The sequence below is a fragment of the Aurantimonas sp. 22II-16-19i genome (assembly GCF_002088275.1).
Classification (GTDB): Bacteria; Pseudomonadota; Alphaproteobacteria; order Rhizobiales; family Rhizobiaceae; genus Jiella.
On sequence record NZ_AQQS01000029.1, the window covers coordinates 42,021 to 59,782 of the forward strand.

Annotated in this window: 13 protein-coding genes; 2 read left to right on the forward strand and 11 right to left on the reverse strand. The window is 67.4% G+C overall.

Annotation, left to right across the window (positions count from 1 at the left end):
* Nucleotides 1-62: 62 nt before the first annotated feature.
* Complete coding sequence (locus tag ATO4_RS19725) at nucleotides 63-1,955, forward strand: monovalent cation:proton antiporter-2 (CPA2) family protein (RefSeq protein ID WP_083593263.1); 1,893 nt, start codon at nucleotides 63-65, stop codon at nucleotides 1,953-1,955.
* A gap of 257 nt (nucleotides 1,956-2,212) precedes the next feature.
* On the opposite strand, the gene ATO4_RS19730 is transcribed toward ATO4_RS19725, so the two are convergent.
* The 11 genes from ATO4_RS19730 to ybgC all read right to left on the reverse strand — a co-directional run bounded on the left by ATO4_RS19730 (nucleotide 2,213) and on the right by ybgC (nucleotide 15,413).
* Nucleotides 2,213-3,157, reverse strand: a complete 945-nt coding sequence (locus ATO4_RS19730) for an outer membrane protein (RefSeq protein ID WP_083593264.1) — start codon at nucleotides 3,155-3,157, stop codon at nucleotides 2,213-2,215.
* A 248-nt stretch (nucleotides 3,158-3,405) separates the two neighbouring features.
* Nucleotides 3,406-4,752 carry a phosphoglucosamine mutase gene (gene glmM / locus ATO4_RS19735; RefSeq protein WP_083593265.1) on the reverse strand — a complete coding sequence of 449 codons (1,347 nt, stop codon included), beginning with the start codon at nucleotides 4,750-4,752 and terminating at the stop codon, nucleotides 3,406-3,408.
* A gap of 247 nt (nucleotides 4,753-4,999) precedes the next feature.
* The gene (gene ftsH / locus ATO4_RS19740; RefSeq protein ID WP_083593266.1) at nucleotides 5,000-6,919 is read right to left on the reverse strand and encodes an ATP-dependent zinc metalloprotease FtsH; all 1,920 of its coding nucleotides are present in this window, start codon (nucleotides 6,917-6,919) and stop codon (nucleotides 5,000-5,002) included.
* Between the two features lie 118 nt (nucleotides 6,920-7,037).
* Entirely contained in the window at nucleotides 7,038-8,381 is a 1,344-nt protein-coding gene (gene tilS / locus ATO4_RS19745) for a tRNA lysidine(34) synthetase TilS (protein ID WP_176223065.1), read from the reverse strand.
* A gap of 74 nt (nucleotides 8,382-8,455) precedes the next feature.
* Entirely contained in the window at nucleotides 8,456-9,436 is a 981-nt protein-coding gene (gene ybgF / locus ATO4_RS19750; protein ID WP_210191104.1) for a tol-pal system protein YbgF, read from the reverse strand.
* A gap of 327 nt (nucleotides 9,437-9,763) precedes the next feature.
* Nucleotides 9,764-10,294, reverse strand: a complete 531-nt coding sequence (pal, locus tag ATO4_RS19755) for a peptidoglycan-associated lipoprotein Pal (protein ID WP_083593304.1) — start codon at nucleotides 10,292-10,294, stop codon at nucleotides 9,764-9,766.
* 346 nt (nucleotides 10,295-10,640) lie between these two features.
* A complete protein-coding gene (tolB, locus tag ATO4_RS19760; protein WP_139802565.1) occupies nucleotides 10,641-11,951 on the reverse strand; it encodes a Tol-Pal system beta propeller repeat protein TolB in 1,311 nt (436 codons plus the stop codon).
* A 226-nt stretch (nucleotides 11,952-12,177) separates the two neighbouring features.
* The gene (locus ATO4_RS19765; RefSeq protein WP_083593270.1) at nucleotides 12,178-13,293 is read right to left on the reverse strand and encodes a hypothetical protein; all 1,116 of its coding nucleotides are present in this window, start codon (nucleotides 13,291-13,293) and stop codon (nucleotides 12,178-12,180) included.
* A 16-nt stretch (nucleotides 13,294-13,309) separates the two neighbouring features.
* Nucleotides 13,310-13,756, reverse strand: a complete 447-nt coding sequence (gene tolR, locus ATO4_RS19770) for a protein TolR (RefSeq protein WP_083593271.1) — start codon at nucleotides 13,754-13,756, stop codon at nucleotides 13,310-13,312.
* Between the two features lie 77 nt (nucleotides 13,757-13,833).
* Nucleotides 13,834-14,541: a protein TolQ gene (tolQ, locus tag ATO4_RS19775; RefSeq protein ID WP_139802568.1), complete on the reverse strand. Its 708-nt coding sequence runs from the start codon at nucleotides 14,539-14,541 to the stop codon at nucleotides 13,834-13,836.
* 389 nt (nucleotides 14,542-14,930) lie between these two features.
* On the reverse strand, nucleotides 14,931-15,413 hold the full coding sequence (gene ybgC / locus ATO4_RS19780) for a tol-pal system-associated acyl-CoA thioesterase (protein ID WP_083593273.1): 483 nt from the start codon (nucleotides 15,411-15,413) through the stop codon (nucleotides 14,931-14,933).
* Between the two features lie 117 nt (nucleotides 15,414-15,530).
* On the opposite strand from ybgC, the gene ATO4_RS19785 reads away from it, so the two are divergent.
* Nucleotides 15,531-17,711, forward strand: a complete 2,181-nt coding sequence (locus ATO4_RS19785; protein WP_083593274.1) for an esterase-like activity of phytase family protein — start codon at nucleotides 15,531-15,533, stop codon at nucleotides 17,709-17,711.
* Nucleotides 17,712-17,762: the final 51 nt, after the last annotated feature.

A 17,762-nucleotide genomic window follows, 5' to 3' on the forward strand; every position in this document is an offset into this window, starting at 1 on the left:
GGGCGCACCGGTGCGGCATGACAGTGGCCGTCCCGCCATGAGATAGGAACGAGTGCCCGGAAGTGGAACACGGATCAAGCGCCATTTTCCTCGAAGTCGTCCTGCTGCTCGGTGGCGGGATCGTCGCCGGCACGCTGTTCAAGCGGATCGGGCTCGGGACGGTTCTCGGCTATCTGGCCGCCGGCATCGTCATGGGCCCGGTGCTTCGGCTGATCGGCGACGGCGAGGAGATCCTCTCCATCGGCGAACTCGGCGTCGTCTTCCTCCTCTTCATCATCGGGCTGGAGCTGCGGATCGACCGGCTGTGGGCACTGAGGCGGCAGATTTTCGGCATCGGCCTTGCCCAGGTGATGGTCAGCGGCGTGGTCCTGGCGGCGGTCGCCTATTTCCTCGTCGGTCTCGCCATCGCGCCGGCGCTCGTCGTCGGCTTCGGTCTCGCCCTCTCCTCCACCGCCTTCGGCATGCAGCTGCTCGACGAGGCCGGCGAGACCAACACCCGCCATGGCCAGGCGGCGTTCTCGATCCTGCTCTTCCAGGATCTCGCCGTGGTGCCTCTGCTCGCCATCCTGCCGTTCCTCTCTCCCGGTGGCGAGGGAACGACGATCGACCCGCTGCAGGTCGCCATCTCGCTCGGGGCGGTGGCAGCCCTGGTGCTCGCCGGGCGATACCTGCTCAACCCGCTGTTCCGGCTGATGGCCTCGGCCGGAGCGCGGGAGGTGATGCTGGGCGCGGCGCTGTTCGTCGTGCTGGGGTCGGCCATGCTGATGCAGGCGGCGGGCTTCTCCATGGCGATGGGCGCCTTCATCGCCGGCATCTTTCTCGCCGACAGCTCCTACCGCCACGAACTCGAGGCCAATATCGAGCCGTTCCGCGGCCTTCTCCTCGGCCTGTTCTTCATCGGCGTCGGCCTGTCGATCGACCTTGCCGTGCTGCAGCAGTTCTGGCCGATCATCCTCTTGGCCGCGCCCTTGATGATGGCGGTGAAGGCCGGCCTGATCTACGGCCTCTGCCGGCTGTTCGGCGAAACCCACGGGCTCTCGCTGAGGGTCGCGACGCTGCTCTCACAGGCCGGCGAATTCGGCTTCGTGCTGTTCTCCGCGGCGGCGGCAGAGCGCATCTTCTCCGCCGAGACGTCGTCCATCCTGGTGGCCATCGTCTCCCTCTCCATGGTGCTGACGCCGCTCTCCACCTGGCTGGGGCGGCTCCTCGACCGGCCGGACGAAGCCGAGGAGATGGAGGAGAGCTTCGACGGAGCGGGTTCGGAGGTGTTGCTGGTCGGCTTCTCGCGCTTCGGCCAGATCGTCGCGCAGGTGCTCCTGTCGAGCGGCATCGACGTGACCATCCTCGACTCCTCCGTCGACCGCATCCGCACCGCAGAGCGCTTCGGCTTCCGCATCTATTTCGGGTCGGGCGTTCGAAAGGACGTGCTGGAGGCCGCCGGCATCCGCAAGGCCGGCCTCGTCGCCGTCTGCACCAACAAACGCGAGACCACCGACCGGGTGGTCGACATGATCCGCTCGGAGTTTCCCAACGTCCGGCTCTTCGTGCGCTCCTACGACCGGGCCCATGCCCTGTCGCTCCGGGCCCGCGGCGTCGACTACGAGATCCGCGAGACGGTGGAATCGGCGCTGTCCTTCGGCGGCGCGACGATCTCGGCCCTCGGCGTCGAGGAGGAGCTCGCCTCGCGCATTGTCTCGGACGTGCGGAACCGCGACAATGCCCGGCTGAAGCTGCAGGAAGCCGAGGGCATCTATGCCGGCAACGACATGGTGACGACGCACGCCGTGACGCCGGAACCGCTGGTCAAGCCGCGCCCCGGTCTGCATGCGGTGGAGAAGATGCCGGACGGGGACGATACCGGGACGATCATCGACGACGACGCCCCGAAGCGGCGACGGCGCGGCCGTCTCTTCGCCGGACGCCGGCGGCACCCGGATCGCGTCGCCTCCCGCTGAGGCTGGGCCACGAGGCGGTGCGCGCCTTTCGCATCGCCGCCGAGGTCGTGGTCGAGGCCATCGACATCATCCGACGCGACGACACGCGACCGAGTCCATTCCGGCCCGAGCGGTCCGGTTCCCTCGGTGCTCCGACCAAACGCCATCGCCCGCCGCGGCATTAGCCGGGCGGGCGATGGGATCCGTCACGGCAGCGTCTCGAGGGCTGCCGGAAGTCGGTGCGGGCGGCGGGTGTGCCGCCTGCAGACCTTGCTTACTTATTTGTAGATCGGGGCCGGCTCGGCATAGACCGTGTCCTGCGCGGTGTAGAGCGGCGCCGGCTCCTTGCCCTTGCCGAAGCTCGATCCGCCAAACTCGTAGCGCAGGCCGGCGCGGACGGTGTGGATGTTGAAGCCGTTGTCTTCCATCTGGGTGCCGCTGGCGCCGTAAGCGGTGTCCTCGCTGTCGTAGCCGAATGCCTTGCCGCCGGAAATGCGGGTGTACTTGTAGCCGGCGTCGATCTTCAGCTGCTCGGTGATGTCGACGCTGGCGCCGGCCATGAGCGAGGAGGCGAAGCGCCAGGACGACAGGCCCGGATGGGTGCCTTCGTACGGCACCCACGTCGGCACGCATTCGGGGCAGTTTTCGGTGGTGCTGGAGTCGGAATAGCTGACATGCGCCGCGCCGATGCCGGCGCCGATATAAGGCGTGATGCGGCCGTAGGTGCCGACGTCGACATAGGCGTTGGCCATGATCGTCCAGATCGACGCCTTGGACGTGTCGTCATAGTTGCACACCGCGTCCGGATCGCCGCCGAGACCGTGGTTGGGATCGTTCTTGATCTGGTAGGGGCACTCGGTCCGACCTTCGGCGTTGGCGCGGAAATAGTCCGCTGTCGCGTCGAGGCGGAAGTAGTCGTTGACCCGGTAGCCGACGCCGGCGCCGAAATTGGCGGAGTTCTTGAGGTTCAGCTCATCGTAGCGATGGGAATCGTCCACGCCGGGATAGAAGATGTTGTAGAAGTCCCAGTGGCCGTCGCTCTTCGACTTGAAGTTATAGCCGATGTCGCCGCGCAGGTACCAGCCCGACGTCTGCACGACGGGGACCGGGGCCGGCGGGGTCACATAGACCGGCTCTTCGATGATGTCGGCAGCCATGGCTGCCGGTGCGAACGCCGACCATGCACCGATTGCGGCGACGGTCGTCAAAAGCAGCGTCTTCATTGTTGTCGTCTCCGTTGAGGTCGGTGCGAAGGGCGTCACCGAATTGGGTGACCTCGACGAAGACGGTAAACGGAGATGGTTAACGGATCGTTTATGGTCACGATCTGCTTACTATAAATGCTTGAGCGTTCGACCGGTTTCCGCTGCGGCGCAGCCAGTGTGGCAAACTCGACGCAGTAAGGGTTTGCATCGGCTTGCGACCTTGCGGGACCTCCCCCGCGCGAGGCGCGCGCGGCCGCGGCCCGCGGTCAGCCGGCGGCGGCGTGCAAGGCGCCGACGATGTCATCCACCACGGCATTGACGAGACCGGCGTCGTCACCCTCGGCCATGACCCGGATCAGCGGCTCGGTTCCCGAGGGCCGGATCACCAGCCGCCCGGCATTGCCGAGGCGGTCGCGCCCCTTGGCGATGGCGTCCTGCACGAGATCCTGCTGCAGCGGCTCGCCGTTGCGGAAGCGCACGTTCTTCAACACCTGGGGCACCGGCTCGAAGCGCCGGCAGATCTCGGAGACCGGCCCGCCCTTGCGACGCACCACCGCGAGGATCTGCAGGGCGGAGACGAGGCCGTCGCCGGTCGTCGCGAAATCCGACAGGATGATGTGGCCCGACTGCTCGCCGCCGACATTGTAGCCGTGCTGGCGCATGTGCTCGACGACGTAGCGGTCGCCGACCTTGGTTCGGGCGAGCTGCAACTGCTTGGACTCGAGAAAGCGCTCGAGGCCGAGATTGGACATGATCGTCGCGACGATACCGCCGGCGGCCAGACGTCCGTCCTCCGCCCAGCTCTCGGCGATGACGGCCATCAGCTGGTCGCCGTCGACGATGTCGCCCCTTTCGTCGACGATCAGCACCCGGTCGGCGTCGCCGTCGAGGGCGATGCCGATGTCGGCCCGCACCTCCCGCACCTTGGCGATCAGCGCGCCGGGAGCGGTCGAGCCGCAATCGCGATTGATGTTGACGCCATCCGGCTCGACGCCGATCTTGACGATCTCGGCCCCGAGCTCCCACAGGACCTCCGGCGCGACGCGGTAGCCGGCGCCGTTGGCGCAGTCGATGGCGATCCGCATCCCGTCGAGGGAGAGTTCCCGCGGCAGGGTGCGCTTGGCGAATTCGATGTAGCGGTAGATGTCGCCGTCGACGCGCTTGGCCCGGCCGATCTCCGCGCCCGTGGGCATGCGGGAGGCAAGGTCCTCGTCGATCAGCCCGGCGATCGCCGCCTCGATGTCGTCGGACAGCTTGTAGCCGTCGGGGCCGAACAGCTTGATGCCGTTGTCCTCGAACGGATTGTGGGAGGCCGAGATCATCACGCCGATGTCGGCCCGCAGGGAGCGGGTGAGCATGGCGACGGCGGGAGTCGGCATCGGGCCGAGCAGGAAGACATCGACGCCGGCGGCGGTGAAGCCCGCGACCATGGCGTTCTCGATCATGTAGCTCGACCGCCTCGTATCCTTGCCGATGACCACCCGGTGCCGGTGATTGCCGCGCCGGAAGACGATGCCGGCCGCCATGCCGACCTTCATGGCGACCTCGGCGGTCATCGGATGGCGGTTGGCGGTGCCGCGGATGCCGTCGGTCCCGAAATAGCTCTTGGCCATCAGTTCCCCACTCGTTCGATCGATGCGCCGGCCGGGCGCCCGGCATGCCCATGCCCCAGTCCACGCCCCTGCTCGCGGCGAACATCTCCGGTTCTCGTTCAGGGCGTGTGCCTGCCGATCCTTCCATGACGCCATGGGGCGATCGGATCAACGGAGTATCCGGGGATTGCTGATGGCAGGGTTAAGCCGCCGGCAAAGAAAAGGCGACCCTTGGGCCGCCCTTTCGATGTTCATGGAAGCTGTCGGCTCAGGTCGGCTGGGGCTCGAGCCCGTCGCCGCGCGCCGGCCGCTGCGATCCGGCCTTCGGCACCGCCGAGCCCCGCGACGGCGGCGTGTCGTCGCCCATGTCGCGGGTGAGCGGCCGGCCGGCCAGAAGATCGTGGACCTCGTCGCCGGAGAGCGTCTCGTATTCCAGCAGCGCCTTGGCGACCAGATGCAGCTCGTCGATGTGATCGGTCAGGATCTTGCGCGCCTTGTTCTCGGCGGTCTCGATGATCTGCCGCACCTCGGAATCGATCAGCCGCGCCGTCTCCTCCGACATGTTCTGCTGCTGGGCGACCGAGTGGCCGAGGAACACCTCGTCCTGGTTCTGCTTGTAGCGCAGGCGGCCGAGCTTGTCGCTCATGCCGTATTCCATGACCATCGCCCGGGCCATGTTGGTGGCCTGCTGGATGTCGTTGGAGGCGCCGGTGGTGACGTTGTCGAGGCCGTAGATGATCTCCTCGGCGGCTCTGCCGCCGAAGATCATGGCGAGGCGGGCCTCCATCTCGTTCTTGCGCATGCCGTAGCGGTCGCGCTCCGGCAGGTTCATGGTCACGCCGAGGGCGCGGCCGCGCGGAATGATCGTGACCTTGTGGAGCGGGTCGTTGAACGGCTCGTGGATACCGACGAGGGCGTGGCCGGCCTCGTGATAGGCCGTCAGCTTCTTCTCTTCCTCGGTCATGGCCATGGACCGGCGCTCGGCGCCCATCATGACCTTGTCCTTGGCATCCTCGAATTCCAGCATGGTGACCAGGCGCTTGGACCGCCGCGCCGCCATCAGCGCCGCCTCGTTGACGAGATTGGCGAGATCCGCGCCGGAGAAGCCGGGGGTGCCGCGGGCGATCGTTTTCAGGTCGACATTCGGCGCCAGCGGCACGTTGCGCACATGCACCTTGAGGATCTTCTCGCGGCCGGTGAAGTCCGGGTTCGGCACCACGACCTGGCGGTCGAAGCGGCCGGGACGCAGCAGCGCCGGGTCCAGCACGTCCGGGCGGTTGGTGGCGGCGATGAGGATGATGCCCTCGTTCGCCTCGAAGCCGTCCATCTCCACGAGCAGCTGGTTCAGCGTCTGCTCGCGCTCGTCGTTGCCGCCGCCGAGGCCGGCGCCGCGGTGGCGACCGACCGCGTCGATCTCGTCGATGAAGATGATGCAGGGCGCGTTCTTCTTGGCCTGTTCGAACATGTCGCGCACGCGGCTGGCGCCGACGCCGACGAACATCTCGACGAAGTCCGAACCCGAAATGGTGAAGAACGGCACGTTGGCCTCGCCGGCGACCGAGCGCGCCAGCAGCGTCTTGCCGGTGCCCGGAGGGCCGACGAGCAGCACGCCGCGCGGGATCTTGCCGCCGAGGCGCTGGAACTTCTGCGGCTCGCGCAGGAACTCGACGATCTCCTCGAGGTCTTCCTTCGCCTCGTCGACGCCGGCAACATCGCCGAAGGTGACGCGGCCATGGGCCTCGGTCAGGAGCTTGGCCTTGGACTTGCCGAAGCCCATCGCCTTCCCGCCTGCCCCGCCCTGCATCTGGCGCATCAGGAAGATCCAGACGGCGAGGATCAGGAGGATCGGACCGAAGGAGAGCAGCATCGACCAGATCGGGTTCGAGTTGTCGCCCGGCGGGCTCGCGTTGATCTGGACGTTCTTGTTCTCCAGCCGCGAGACCAGCTGCGGGTCTTCCGGTGCGTAGGTCTGGAAGGTGGTCGCGCTGTCGCCGTACTTGCCGGAGATCCGCTGGCCCTGGATGTTGACCGACTGGATCCGCCCGCTCTCGACGTCCGAAAGGAAGAGCGAATAGGGGATCTCGCGCGCATTGCCGGTCTGCGTGCCGTTCGAAAACAGCTGGAAGAGCGCGATCAGCAGCAGGGCGATGATCGCCCACAGCGCGAAGTTTCGAAAGTTCTGGTTCATCACTCTTCCTGAGTCGGCGGACGGGCCCGCGTCGCGAACCCCGTGAAGATAAGTGTTGCTGCACCCAATGCCAACACACTGACGGGAATTTGCGGCAAAAAGCGGGGCGAGCCTTCGATCATGGTTGTGGAGGGGTTAGGCACTTCGGTGGCGGCAGGTCACGTTTCAGAAGATGGGGCGCGAGGAGCTTGAAATCGAGGGCTGCGACGTCGCGTCCGAGCCGTATCGCGGCGGCGCCCATCGCGGCATGCGGGCGACCGGCGGCATCGAGGAGCACCGGCAGGCATCGGGTGCGGTGCCCGCCCAGCCCCAGCGCACCGAGCGGCACGAGCTTCGGCCCGGTGAGCGTCCGCCAGGGGCCGAGATCGAGCACGACGCGGCCGTCGAAGACGGCGGGCCATGTCATGCCGTGTTCCCCCCGCTTGCGCGTAGCTTCCGCCAGGGACAAGGCGGCGATGCCGGAGCGCCCGTATTCGCGCATGAAGACGGCTTGCGTCGATGTGATGGCGACGAGCGCGCCGCCGAGGGAGTGCACGCCCTGCTCCGCTCCGCCGGACCGCAGCCGGGCGAGCACCTCGCGCACGGCCTCGCCCGAGGGCGGCGTCGCAGTTCCGGCCGCCGCCACGACGGCACGCGACACCAGATGGCCTGCGCAGCGTTCGGACATCTCGGCGAAGACCGAGCGCTCGACAACGATGGCGCCGTCCTCGGCGAACCGCAGGCGTCCGGTTCCCTCGAGATCCGCGATGGCATCGGCGAGCACCTGCTCCCCCCTGTCTCTCGCCATCTTGCAGCGGGCAAGATCGCGCAGCGCCCGCTCGCCGCGCCTTGGCTCCGCCGTCAGCGCGATGCGGATGCGGGCGCGCTGGTAGCGCGGGTCGCGATTGGCCGGGTCGTCGACCGGTGTCATCCCCTCGGCTGCGACCGCCCTGGCCAGCCGCACGCGGGCGATCCCGAGGAAGGGGCGTCCGAGAAGAACGTCGGGTGCGAGCCAGCGCAGCCGGCGCATCCCCGCCGCGACCACGAGGTCGGCGCCGTTGCTTCGGCGAATGAGATGGGTTTCGACATCGTCGTCACGGTGATGGGCGACGAGCACCAGGCCGAGATCGTGCTGTCTCGCATGGGAGAGCAGCAGCCCGTAGCGCGCCTCGCGGGCCCGGGCCGAAAGATTGCCGCGGCCGTCCGGCCCGGCCCATGGGAGCGTCGCATGGGGAAAGCCGTGTTGCGCCGAAAGCGCCGCGACGAACCGCGCCTCTCCGGCGGATTCCGGCCGCAGCCGATGATCGACGGTGGCAACGTGGATGGGCAGGTGGAAAGAGCCGGCGGAGCGTCGCCAGGCGGCGGACGCCAGCAGCAGCGCCAGGGAATCCGGGCCACCGGAGACGGCGAGGAGGATGCCGCCGGGCGGGTCGAGCCGGCGCGCGGCCTCGTCGATCGTGGCGCCGAATGCACCGCAAAGCACCGGGTCGAACGCGTGCTCGCCTTCGGCGGCGCGCGCCTTGCCGGGATCCGTCCCGGATCCGGGCGGCGAGGCGATCAGCAGTTCGCCGCCTTCTCCTCGTCCTTCAGCTTGCGCCGGACGTTGTCGCTCATCTGGGGATAGCGACGGGCGACTTCCTTGTAGGTGACGCAGGCCGTATCGCGGTTGTTCAGCTTGGCGAGCGACATCCCGAGCTTCAGCATCATGTCCGGCGCCTTGCCGCTCTTGGGATGCGACTTCTGGGCGTCGAGAAAGACCTCCGCGGCATCGGCGAACTTCTTCTGCTGGTAGAGGCTCTCGCCGAGCCAGTACTCGGCGTCAGGCGCGTCCTCGGCGCTCGGATAGGTCTGCGAATACTGGCGAAACGACTGCTCGGCCTTCTGGTAGTCGCCGGCGAGGAGATGGTTGTAGGCGAGGTTGTACATGTCGCGCGGCCCCTCCGCCTTGATGCTCGCGACCGTCGAAGAGTCGGAACTCGCTCCGGCGTCCTGCGCCGGCGAGGAGCCGCCGAGGGACGAGGTATCGAGCCCGTCGGTGAGGAGACTGCCGATCGTGTCGTCGCCGCTGCCAGTGGCCGATGCGGTTCCCGAAGTCCCGGAGGAGCCGGAAGGCGCCGCGTCACCGCGCCGTTCGCCGGAGCGCGACGAAGCGGGAGCCGCGCCACCGCCGCCCTCGATCTCCTGGAACCGGAATTCGGAATCCTCGCGGTACTTGCGCATGTCCTCCTGCGCCTGGAGAAGCTGGAAGCTCAGCTCCTCGACGCGGCCGTTGAGGCGCCGGATCTCTTCCTCGAGCTGGTTGATCCGCACGACGACGTCGCCGGACTGGGCCATCACGATCGGGCGCGGGTCATGCTCGCCTGCCGCATCCTGCGTCACTGCGGCAGGAAGTCCGCCCCCGGGTGCAGCCAAGGCGGGTCTCGCGTCGGAACTGCCGAAGATGCCTGGCAGTTCGAAGGCGGAAGCCGCCGGCGGCATCGCCATGGCCAGCATTCCGGCTGCCGCAAGGCTGCAGCGGAGCATCTTCACTGTCGTCACCATTCGTTCCCCTCGCCCGCTCCATCGAAGCGTGTCGTCACCATCGCGAACGACTGCCGCTTCCCGAGGCGGTCGCCCGGCGAGAAGGACAGTTTGATGCGGCTGGATTTCGCAGAGCAAGCTTGGATCGAGCGAGTTCGGCCAAATTTTGACGGCTCGCTGATCGTCCAAAGGAATTCCGCCCGGCAAGACCGGGCGGAACGCTGGACGGGAACTTCGGGCACCCGATCGAACCGCCAAGGCGATCCGGTCCCGAGCTTCGTCGCGGCGAAAGGCCTGCCGGCGGAGCAATCACCCCGCCGGGACGACCGGCCGCGACGCGAACCGTCAGCTCGACGGACCGCCGAGGACGGTGACGGCGCGGCGGTTCTGCGACCAGCAGGAAATGTCGTCGCAGACTGCGACCGGCCGCTCCTTGCCGTAGGAGATGGTGCGCATGCGGTTCGCCGGAACCCCCAGCGACGCCAGGTAGTCGCGGGTCGCCGAGGCGCGGCGTGCCCCGAGGGCGAGGTTGTACTCGCGGGTGCCGCGCTCGTCGGCATGGCCCTCGATGGTGATCGCGTACTGGCCGTTCTGGTTCAGCCACTGCGCCTGGCGCTGCAGCGTCTGCTGTGACTGGGCGTTGATGTCGGACGAATCCGTCGTGAAGAAGATCCGGTCGCCGACATTGACCGTGAAGTCCTGGGGCGAACCCGGCGTGACGTTGCCGGCCCCGCCGATGCCGTTGGCGCCGCCGAGGCCAAGGCCTGCCGCACTGTCGGGCAGCCCGTCCTTCTTGCTCGCACAACCGGCGACGAGGAGGCCCGCCAGAAGCGCGATGGCGATGTGGCCCTTGCCGTGAGAGACCATGCTCGGCATGGCGAACTCCTTCAAATTAAAGGTATTCTCGTTACCGACGGACTACCATGTCCAAGCTTAACGACCGGTAAAAGCGGACGGTAAAAGCGGACTGTCTCGCACAGCCGCGGCAACGGTTTGGCAGATCCGGCGGAAGCTGAGAATTTCGGCCGACTGGCGGCGGTTTCCAGGAAGGCTGAGGCGTTCCTGCAACATGCAATAGACTTATGCCCCCAGCCTTGCGCCGGGCTGAGGGCATCAAAGTCACAGTGGTGGAATCGCTTCGATCCGGGGAACGGGGCGTCGTCTTGTCGAGCAGCGGCACCGATGCCGCCGCCTCCCCCAACCTGCGGCCCGGGCCGGCGCCTCAGTCGAGCAGCGGCGACCAGGCCGGATCGGAAGCGTAGCCGGGCGTCGGGACGACTTGCTCGTTGTAGCCGGTGAGGTCGATCGAGCGGAGCTGCGGGCCACCGGAGCCCTTCTGGTCGCCGAAATACATCAGCACCCGGCCGTTCGGCGCCCAGGTCGGGCCCTCGTTGTGGAAGCCCGAGGTCAGGATCCGCTCGCCCGAACCGTCCGGCCGCATCACGCCGATCTGGAACTGGCCACCGGTCTGCTTGGTGAAGGCGATGAGATCGCCGCGGGGCGACCAGACCGGCGTCGAATAGGTGCCGTCGCCGAAGGAGATGCGCTGCTGGCTCGAGCCGTCGGCGGCCATCGTGTAGAGCTGCTGGCGCCCGCCGCGATCGGACTCGAAGACGATGCGCGTCCCGTCCGGCGAAAAGGACGGGGAGGTGTCGATGGCATTGGTGGAGGTCAGCCGCGTCGTCGCCCGCGAGCGCAGGTCCATCGCGTAGATGTTGGCGTTGCCGTTCTGCTGCAGGCTCATGATCACCTTCTGGCCGTCCGGCGAGAAGCGCGGCGAGAAGGTCATGCCGGGAAAGTTGCCGACGATCTCGCGCTGGCCTGTCTCGAGCTGCAGGAGATAGACCCGCGGCTCGCCGTTGCCGAAGGACATGTAGGTCACCTCCTGGCGGTTCGGCGAAAACCGCGGCGTCAGGACGAGGTCGCTGCCGTCGGTGAGGTAGCGGACATTCGCCCCGTCCTGATCCATGATGGCGAGGCGCTTGACCCGATTGACCTTGTCGCCGCTCTCCGCGACGAAGACGACGCGGCTGTCGAAATAACCCTTCTCGCCGGTGACGCGCTCGTAGATCGCGTCGGCGATGATGTGGCCGACCCGGCGCCAGTTGTCGGGATTGGTGTAGAACTGCTGGCCGTCGAGCTGCTGGCCGGCGACGGTGTCCCAAAGGCGGAATTCGACGCGCAGGCGGCCGTCCGCCTCCGGCGAGACCCGGCCGACGACGAGGGCCTGGGCGTTGATCACCGTCCAGTCCTGGAAGTTCGGGCTGACATCCGGGCCGAGGCCCTTCTGGATGAAGGCCGCCGGGCTGATCGGGGCGAACAGGCCGGAGCGCTTGAGGTCCGCCGACACCACGTCGGAGATCTTCTTGCCGAGGCCGTCCTGCGACTGGAAGTCGGTGATGGCGATGGGCAGCGGCTGGACATTGCCCTGGGTGATGTCGAGCTCGACGACGGCCGAGGCCGGCGTCGCCGCGGCGAAGACGCCGGCGAACACCAGAACGGCCGCGCAGAGGCGCCTGAGATTCATATGCATGGGCGGAACTTCCCCTCTTGAGCGGCAGCGTCGCCGCCTCTCCGGCGGCCTTGATGTTCGATGTCGGACAGGCCTGCCGCACGATGCGGCGGGCCGTTCTTCCCGCCGGCCCTCGCATCCGAACCGGTCCCCCGGGTCCGGGTCACGAGCCGGCCTGTCCATTCCCAGTCGCCCTTAGTAGGTTTCTTTCGGGAAATTTCATGGCGATGTCTCGTGCCGGCCCGGATCAGAGCATCTGGCTGGGATCGAAGTTCAACAGGACTTCCGACCACGTGTCGTATTTCTCCGCCGGCAGCGTGTAGGGTGCGCAGCGCATCACCGCGCGCAGCGCCGCCTCGGCCGCGGCCCGCTCGATCGCCGAGCCGCTGCCGCCGTCGATGATCTCGGGCCGCCCTTCGAGGCCGCCCGACGGATCGAGGCGCATGCGGATCGTCACCCGCAGCGAGCCCGCCTCGGAAACACCGGCAGGCGGCGACCAGCACTGGCTGACCTGACCTCGCAGCGCGTCGAGCTCGCTCTGGGAAAGCTTGGCGCCGGTCCTTCTGTCGCCGCCGAGCGAGGCCTGCTGCTGCGAACGCCGCGCCCCGCCGCCCGCCGACTTCTCCTTGTTGAGGAGGGCGGCGATCTTGTCGGGGTCGAACTCGCTGTCCTGCTCGGCCGTCTCGCGCGGTCTTTCGACCGGCTTCTCCGGCCGTCTCGTTTCGCTCGGCTGCGGCCGCGGCGGCGACGGGCGCGCCTGGGGCACCGGCCCGGCATCGGGCAGCGAGGCGACCTGCGGCTCGGCCGGTTGCGGCGCGGGCGTCTCCTGCGGCGCGGGATCTGGCTGCGGCTCCGGCTCCGCCGTCTCGATGGCCTCCTCGATGGGATCGACCTCCTGCGGCGCGGGCTCGGCCGGTGCCGCCTCTGCCGGCTGCGCGGTCTCCTGCGGCTCTGGCGCCGGCTCGGGCCGCGGCGTCGGCACGGTCTCCGGAGCCGGCTCGGGCTCGGGCGTCGGTTCGGGCGCCGGCGGCGGTTCCGAGGCGGCGGGCGCGGCCGTCTGTTCCACGGCCCGCTCGCGGTCGGTCGGCGTCGGCGGCGTCTCCAGATCGGTCGAATTGTCGCCGACGTTCTGCGCCGGCTCCTCGTTCTCGGGCCGGCTGGTCGGCTCGGGCGCCGGCGTCTCGGTGACGGGAGCGTCCTTCTTGCCGATCAGGGACTGCGAGTATTCCTCCACCGGCACGAGTTCGACCGGCAGCGAATCGACGGCCGCCACCTGCAGCGGTTCGGGCGCGCTCAACGCCCACAGTCCCCAGGTGAGGACCGCGGTGTGCAGGACTGCAGAGACGACGATGCCGGATTTCATCTGGGGCTCGCGCAGCTCACGCCTGGGGTTCCTGGTCGGTCACGAGACCGATGTTCTTGAATCCGGCCGCCGAGATGCGGCCCATCACCCGCATCACCGTGCCGTAGTCGGCCGACCGGTCGCCCTTGACGAAGATCCGCTCCTGGTAGCCCGTCGCGGCGATCTGCTCGAGTTTCGGCACGACTTCCTCGACGGCGATCTCGGTCTCGTTGATGAAGACCTGACCGTTGGAATTGACCGAAATGGTGATCGGCTGCGATTCCGAATTCAGCGCTTTCGCCTGCGTCTTCGGCAGCTCGATCGGCACGCCGACAGTCAGCATCGGCGCTGCCACCATGAAGATGATCAGGAGCACGAGCATCACGTCGACCATCGGCGTGACGTTGATCTCGCTCATCGGGGCCCTTCGCGAGCGTCCCCGCCGCGTGCGCCTGGCGCCGGAACTGCCGACCGACATTCCCATGGCTCAATCCCTCGAATGCGGGCCCCTCGCGAAAGCGACCCTCGTGTCCAATGCGGCGACGACGCGGCGGCCGAGCCTCAGCGCTGCTGCGTGAGCTTCTCGTCGATCTGCCGCGACAGGATGGCGGAAAACTCGTCGGCGAAGGCTTCCAGCCGCATGCCCAGCTTGCCGGCATCCGCCGAGAGCTTGTTGTAGGCGATGACCGCGGGAATCGCCGCGACGAGGCCGATAGCCGTCGCCAGCAGCGCCTCGGCGATGCCGGGGGCGACGACGGCGAGGCTGGTCTGCTGGGATCCGGCGATCGCCTGGAACGAGGTCATGATGCCGACCACCGTGCCGAACAGGCCGACGAAGGGCGCTGCCGAGCCGACCGTCGCCAGGAAGCCGAGCCGCGACTCCAGGCTATCCATCTCGCGGGCGAGCGTCACGTCCATCGCCTTCTCGATGCGCGCCTGCAGGCCGATCGGCGACCGGGCGCCCTTTTCGAACGACTTCTTCCACTCGCGCATGGCCGCCACGAACAGCGCTCCCATGCCGGAGGTCCGGCGCTCGGACAGCGTGTGATAGAGCTCCTCCAGCGACTGTCCGGACCAGAAGTGGCTCTCGAACTTGTTCAGTTGCCGGCGGAAGGCGCCGAAGCGCATGGTCTTGTCGATGATGATCGCCCAGGACCAGATCGAGGCGAAGAGCAGGCCGATCATCACCAGCTTGACGATCAAGCCCGCCTGCCAGAACAGCTCCCACAGGGACACCGATCCTGCAGCCGACAGCGCTTCCTGAGCGATTTGCCCGTCCATTTAAGATCAAGCCCCCAAAACAACCGAACGCCGGCAGCAGAACCGTCCCGTCCTGCCCGGCACCCCAATTTCCATCCACGTCCGTTGCGTGCTGCGGCAGGCGACGTGCCGCCCGTCGAGATCCTCCCGGCGCGACCGACACGGTCCGGATGTCCCGATCCTCATACGGCCTTCTCATGCAACAGCGATGCAACTGCGCGAACCGTATCCCCCGCCCCGCTTTCACAACCGATTCCGGTGAAAGCATGGCGAAATCGATTCAAATCCGCCGTTTCCTGTTCTGGACCCGCCATGGTTAACAGGCGGTTACGACAGGACTCATGTCGGTTGCCGCGCCGGCGGTGCCGGATCGGGGGCATCGGAGGCCGGATCGGCGGTCAGGCAGGAGCGGGCGCCGCCAGGACCTCCAGCACCCGCGCCGGCATCCGCATCGGCTTGCCTTCGGGCGAGATGACCGCGACCTTGACGTTGGCCTCGAGAAGCAGCTCGCCATCCCGCGCGATCGTCTGGTCGAGCAGGATGCGGGCGCCGCCGAGCTGCCGGGTCTTGGTCGTCACCGTCAGAACGTCGTCGATCCGCGCCGGACGCAGGAAGTCGAGCTCCATCCGGCGCACCGCGAAGGCCATCGGCGTACCGAACGCGCCGCTCATCAGTTCGCGGTGACCGATCCCCTTCAACCGCAGGAGGTCGGACCGTCCGCGTTCGAGGAAATTCAGGTAGCGGGCGTGATAGACCACGCCCGAGAAATCCGTGTCCTCGAAATAGACGCGCAGGTCGAGGCGATGGCCGTCTTCGGTCAGCCATCCGGCCAGGTCGCTTCCGGCCTGTCCATCCTCGGGATTTTTCGTCTGTCCTATCATGGCCTTGGCATCACTCTCAGGATTTGGGCGAAAGTCCGGTGAAACAGTGTCATCGCAGTGTCACGCACCGTCAGGCAGAACGACGCATCCGCAACCCCATGAACTTCGGGAGGCACCATGCCGCGCCACGTCATCGCCGCGCTTCTTGCCACGACCATCCTGTCCACCGCCGGCGCCGCCAACGCCGAGCCGGTGTTCAACCGCATCGCATCGTTTCCGGTGGCGAGCAACCTTCCGGCGGACGCCGATCCGAACACCGTGACCTCCGCGGAGATCATCACGGCGAGCCAGGACGGCAACACGCTGATCTATTCCGACAGCCCCGCCGGTGGCATCGGCATGATCGACATCACCGATCCGAAGGCGCCGAAGCCGGCTGGCTTCATCTCGCTCTCGGGTGAGCCCACCTCGGTCGCCGTCGCCGGCCCGGACGTCCTCGTCGGCGTCAACACCTCCGAGAGCTTCACGAACCCGTCGGGCCGCCTCGCCGTCCTGAGCGTCTCCGACAAGACGGAGATCGCGTCCTGCGATCTCGGCGGCCAGCCCGACTCGGTGGCGGTGTCGAAGGACGGCAAGTTCGTCGCCGTCGCCATCGAGAACGAGCGCGACGAGGACCTGAACGACGGTGTCCTGCCCCAGCTCCCGGCCGGCTACGTCACGATCTTCGATCTGACCGATGGCGCGCCGGACTGCGGCTCGATGAAGAAGGTCGAGATGACCGGCCTCTCCGAGGTCGGCGGCGACGACCCCGAGCCGGAATTCGTCGACTTCAACTCGAAGAACGAGATCGTCGTCACGCTCCAGGAAAACAACGCCCTCGCCATCATCGACGCTTCGACCGGCAAGGTGACGAACCACTTTTCCGCCGGCACCGTCGATCTGAAGAACATCGACGCCGACGACAATGGCGAGATCGCGCTGACGGATTCGCAGGATGGTCGCCGGCGCGAGCCGGACGCCGTCCAGTGGCTCGACGACGACCGGCTGATGACCGCCAACGAAGGCGACTACGAGGGCGGCTCGCGCTCCTTCACCGTCTGGAACAAGGACGGCACCGTCGCCTACGAGAGCGGCCCGTCCTACGAATACGAACTCATTCGCGCCGGCCACTATCCGGACAAGCGCTCCGATGCCAAGGGCATCGAGCCGGAGGGCCTCGAAGTCGCGACCTTCGGCGACCGGACCTACGCCTTCGTCCTGTCCGAGCGCGGCTCGACCGTCGGCGTCTACGACGTCACCGAGGGCGATCCGAAATTCGTCCAGCTGCTGCCCTCGGGCATCGGGCCGGAAGGCGCCGTGGCGATCCCGTCGCGCAATCTGCTCGTCACCGCCAATGAGGAAGACCTCGTCGAGGACGGCGGCGCGCGCAGCCACGTGATGCTCTACGAGCGGGCCGAGGGGACGCCCTCCTATCCGATGATCGTTTCCGCGGACAAGGACGGCCTGCCCGTCGGATGGGGCGCTCTCTCGGGCCTCGCCGGCGACCCGGAAGATGCCGGCAAGCTCTATGCGGTGTCGGATTCCTTCTACAAGAACCAGCCGCGCATCTTCACGATCGACGCCTCCTCGACCCCGGCGAAGATCACCGACGCGATGACCGTGACGAAGGACGGCGAGCCGGCCAAGTCGCTCGACCTCGAAGGCATCACCGCCGACGGCCAGGGCGGCTTCTGGCTGGCCAGCGAGGGCAATCCCGAGAAGGAGATCCCGCACCAGATCCTCCATGTCGACGGCAAGGGCGTGATCCAGGAAGCCGTGCCGATGCCGAAGGAACTGACCGACCAGTCGACCCGCTTCGGCGCGGAAGGCATCACGATGGACGGCGACCGGCTGTGGATCGCCATCCAGCGCGAGTGGAAGGACGACGAGAAGGGCACCGTCAAGCTGCTCTCCTACCAGCCGGGCTCGAAGGAATGGAGCGCGGTGCGCTATCCGCTCGACAAGGCCGAAAAGGGCTGGGTCGGCCTGTCGGAGATCACCGCCCATGACGGCGCGCTCTACATCGTCGAGCGCGACAACCAGATCGGTGCCGCGGCGAAGGAAAAGAAGCTGTTCAAGGTTTCGCTGGACGGCGTGACGCCAGGCGCGATCGGCTCGGATCTGCCGACCGTGACGAAGGAAGAAGTCCACGACTTCCTTCCGGAGCTTTCGGCCACCGGCGGCTACGTCGTCGACAAGCTTGAGGGCTTCACCTTCGCCAGCGACGGCACTGCCTATGCCGTCACCGACAATGACGGCGTCGACGACTCCTCCGGCGAGACGCTGTTCTTCAAGGTCGATCTCGGCTCGTCGATGTAAGCTGCGGGAAACGCCGCCGCTTCACATGCCAAATGGCAAGCAGCGCAAGGC

Excerpts from the sequence above, each read along its gene's own strand:
- ATO4_RS19730 (WP_083593264.1), bottom strand. The coding sequence starts at position 3,157 with ATGAAGACGCTGCTTTTGACGACCGTCGCCGCAATCGGTGCATGGTCG.
- glmM (WP_083593265.1), bottom strand. The coding sequence starts at position 4,752 with ATGGCCAAGAGCTATTTCGGGACCGACGGCATCCGCGGCACCGCCAAC.
- ftsH (WP_083593266.1), bottom strand. The coding sequence starts at position 6,919 with ATGAACCAGAACTTTCGAAACTTCGCGCTGTGGGCGATCATCGCCCTG.
- pal (WP_083593304.1), bottom strand. The coding sequence starts at position 10,294 with ATGCCGAGCATGGTCTCTCACGGCAAGGGCCACATCGCCATCGCGCTT.
- tolB (WP_139802565.1), bottom strand. The coding sequence starts at position 11,951 with ATGCATATGAATCTCAGGCGCCTCTGCGCGGCCGTTCTGGTGTTCGCC.
- ATO4_RS19765 (WP_083593270.1), bottom strand. The coding sequence starts at position 13,293 with ATGAAATCCGGCATCGTCGTCTCTGCAGTCCTGCACACCGCGGTCCTC.
- tolR (WP_083593271.1), bottom strand. The coding sequence starts at position 13,756 with ATGGGAATGTCGGTCGGCAGTTCCGGCGCCAGGCGCACGCGGCGGGGA.
- ybgC (WP_083593273.1), bottom strand. The coding sequence starts at position 15,413 with ATGATAGGACAGACGAAAAATCCCGAGGATGGACAGGCCGGAAGCGAC.
- ATO4_RS19785 (WP_083593274.1), top strand. The coding sequence starts at position 15,531 with ATGCCGCGCCACGTCATCGCCGCGCTTCTTGCCACGACCATCCTGTCC.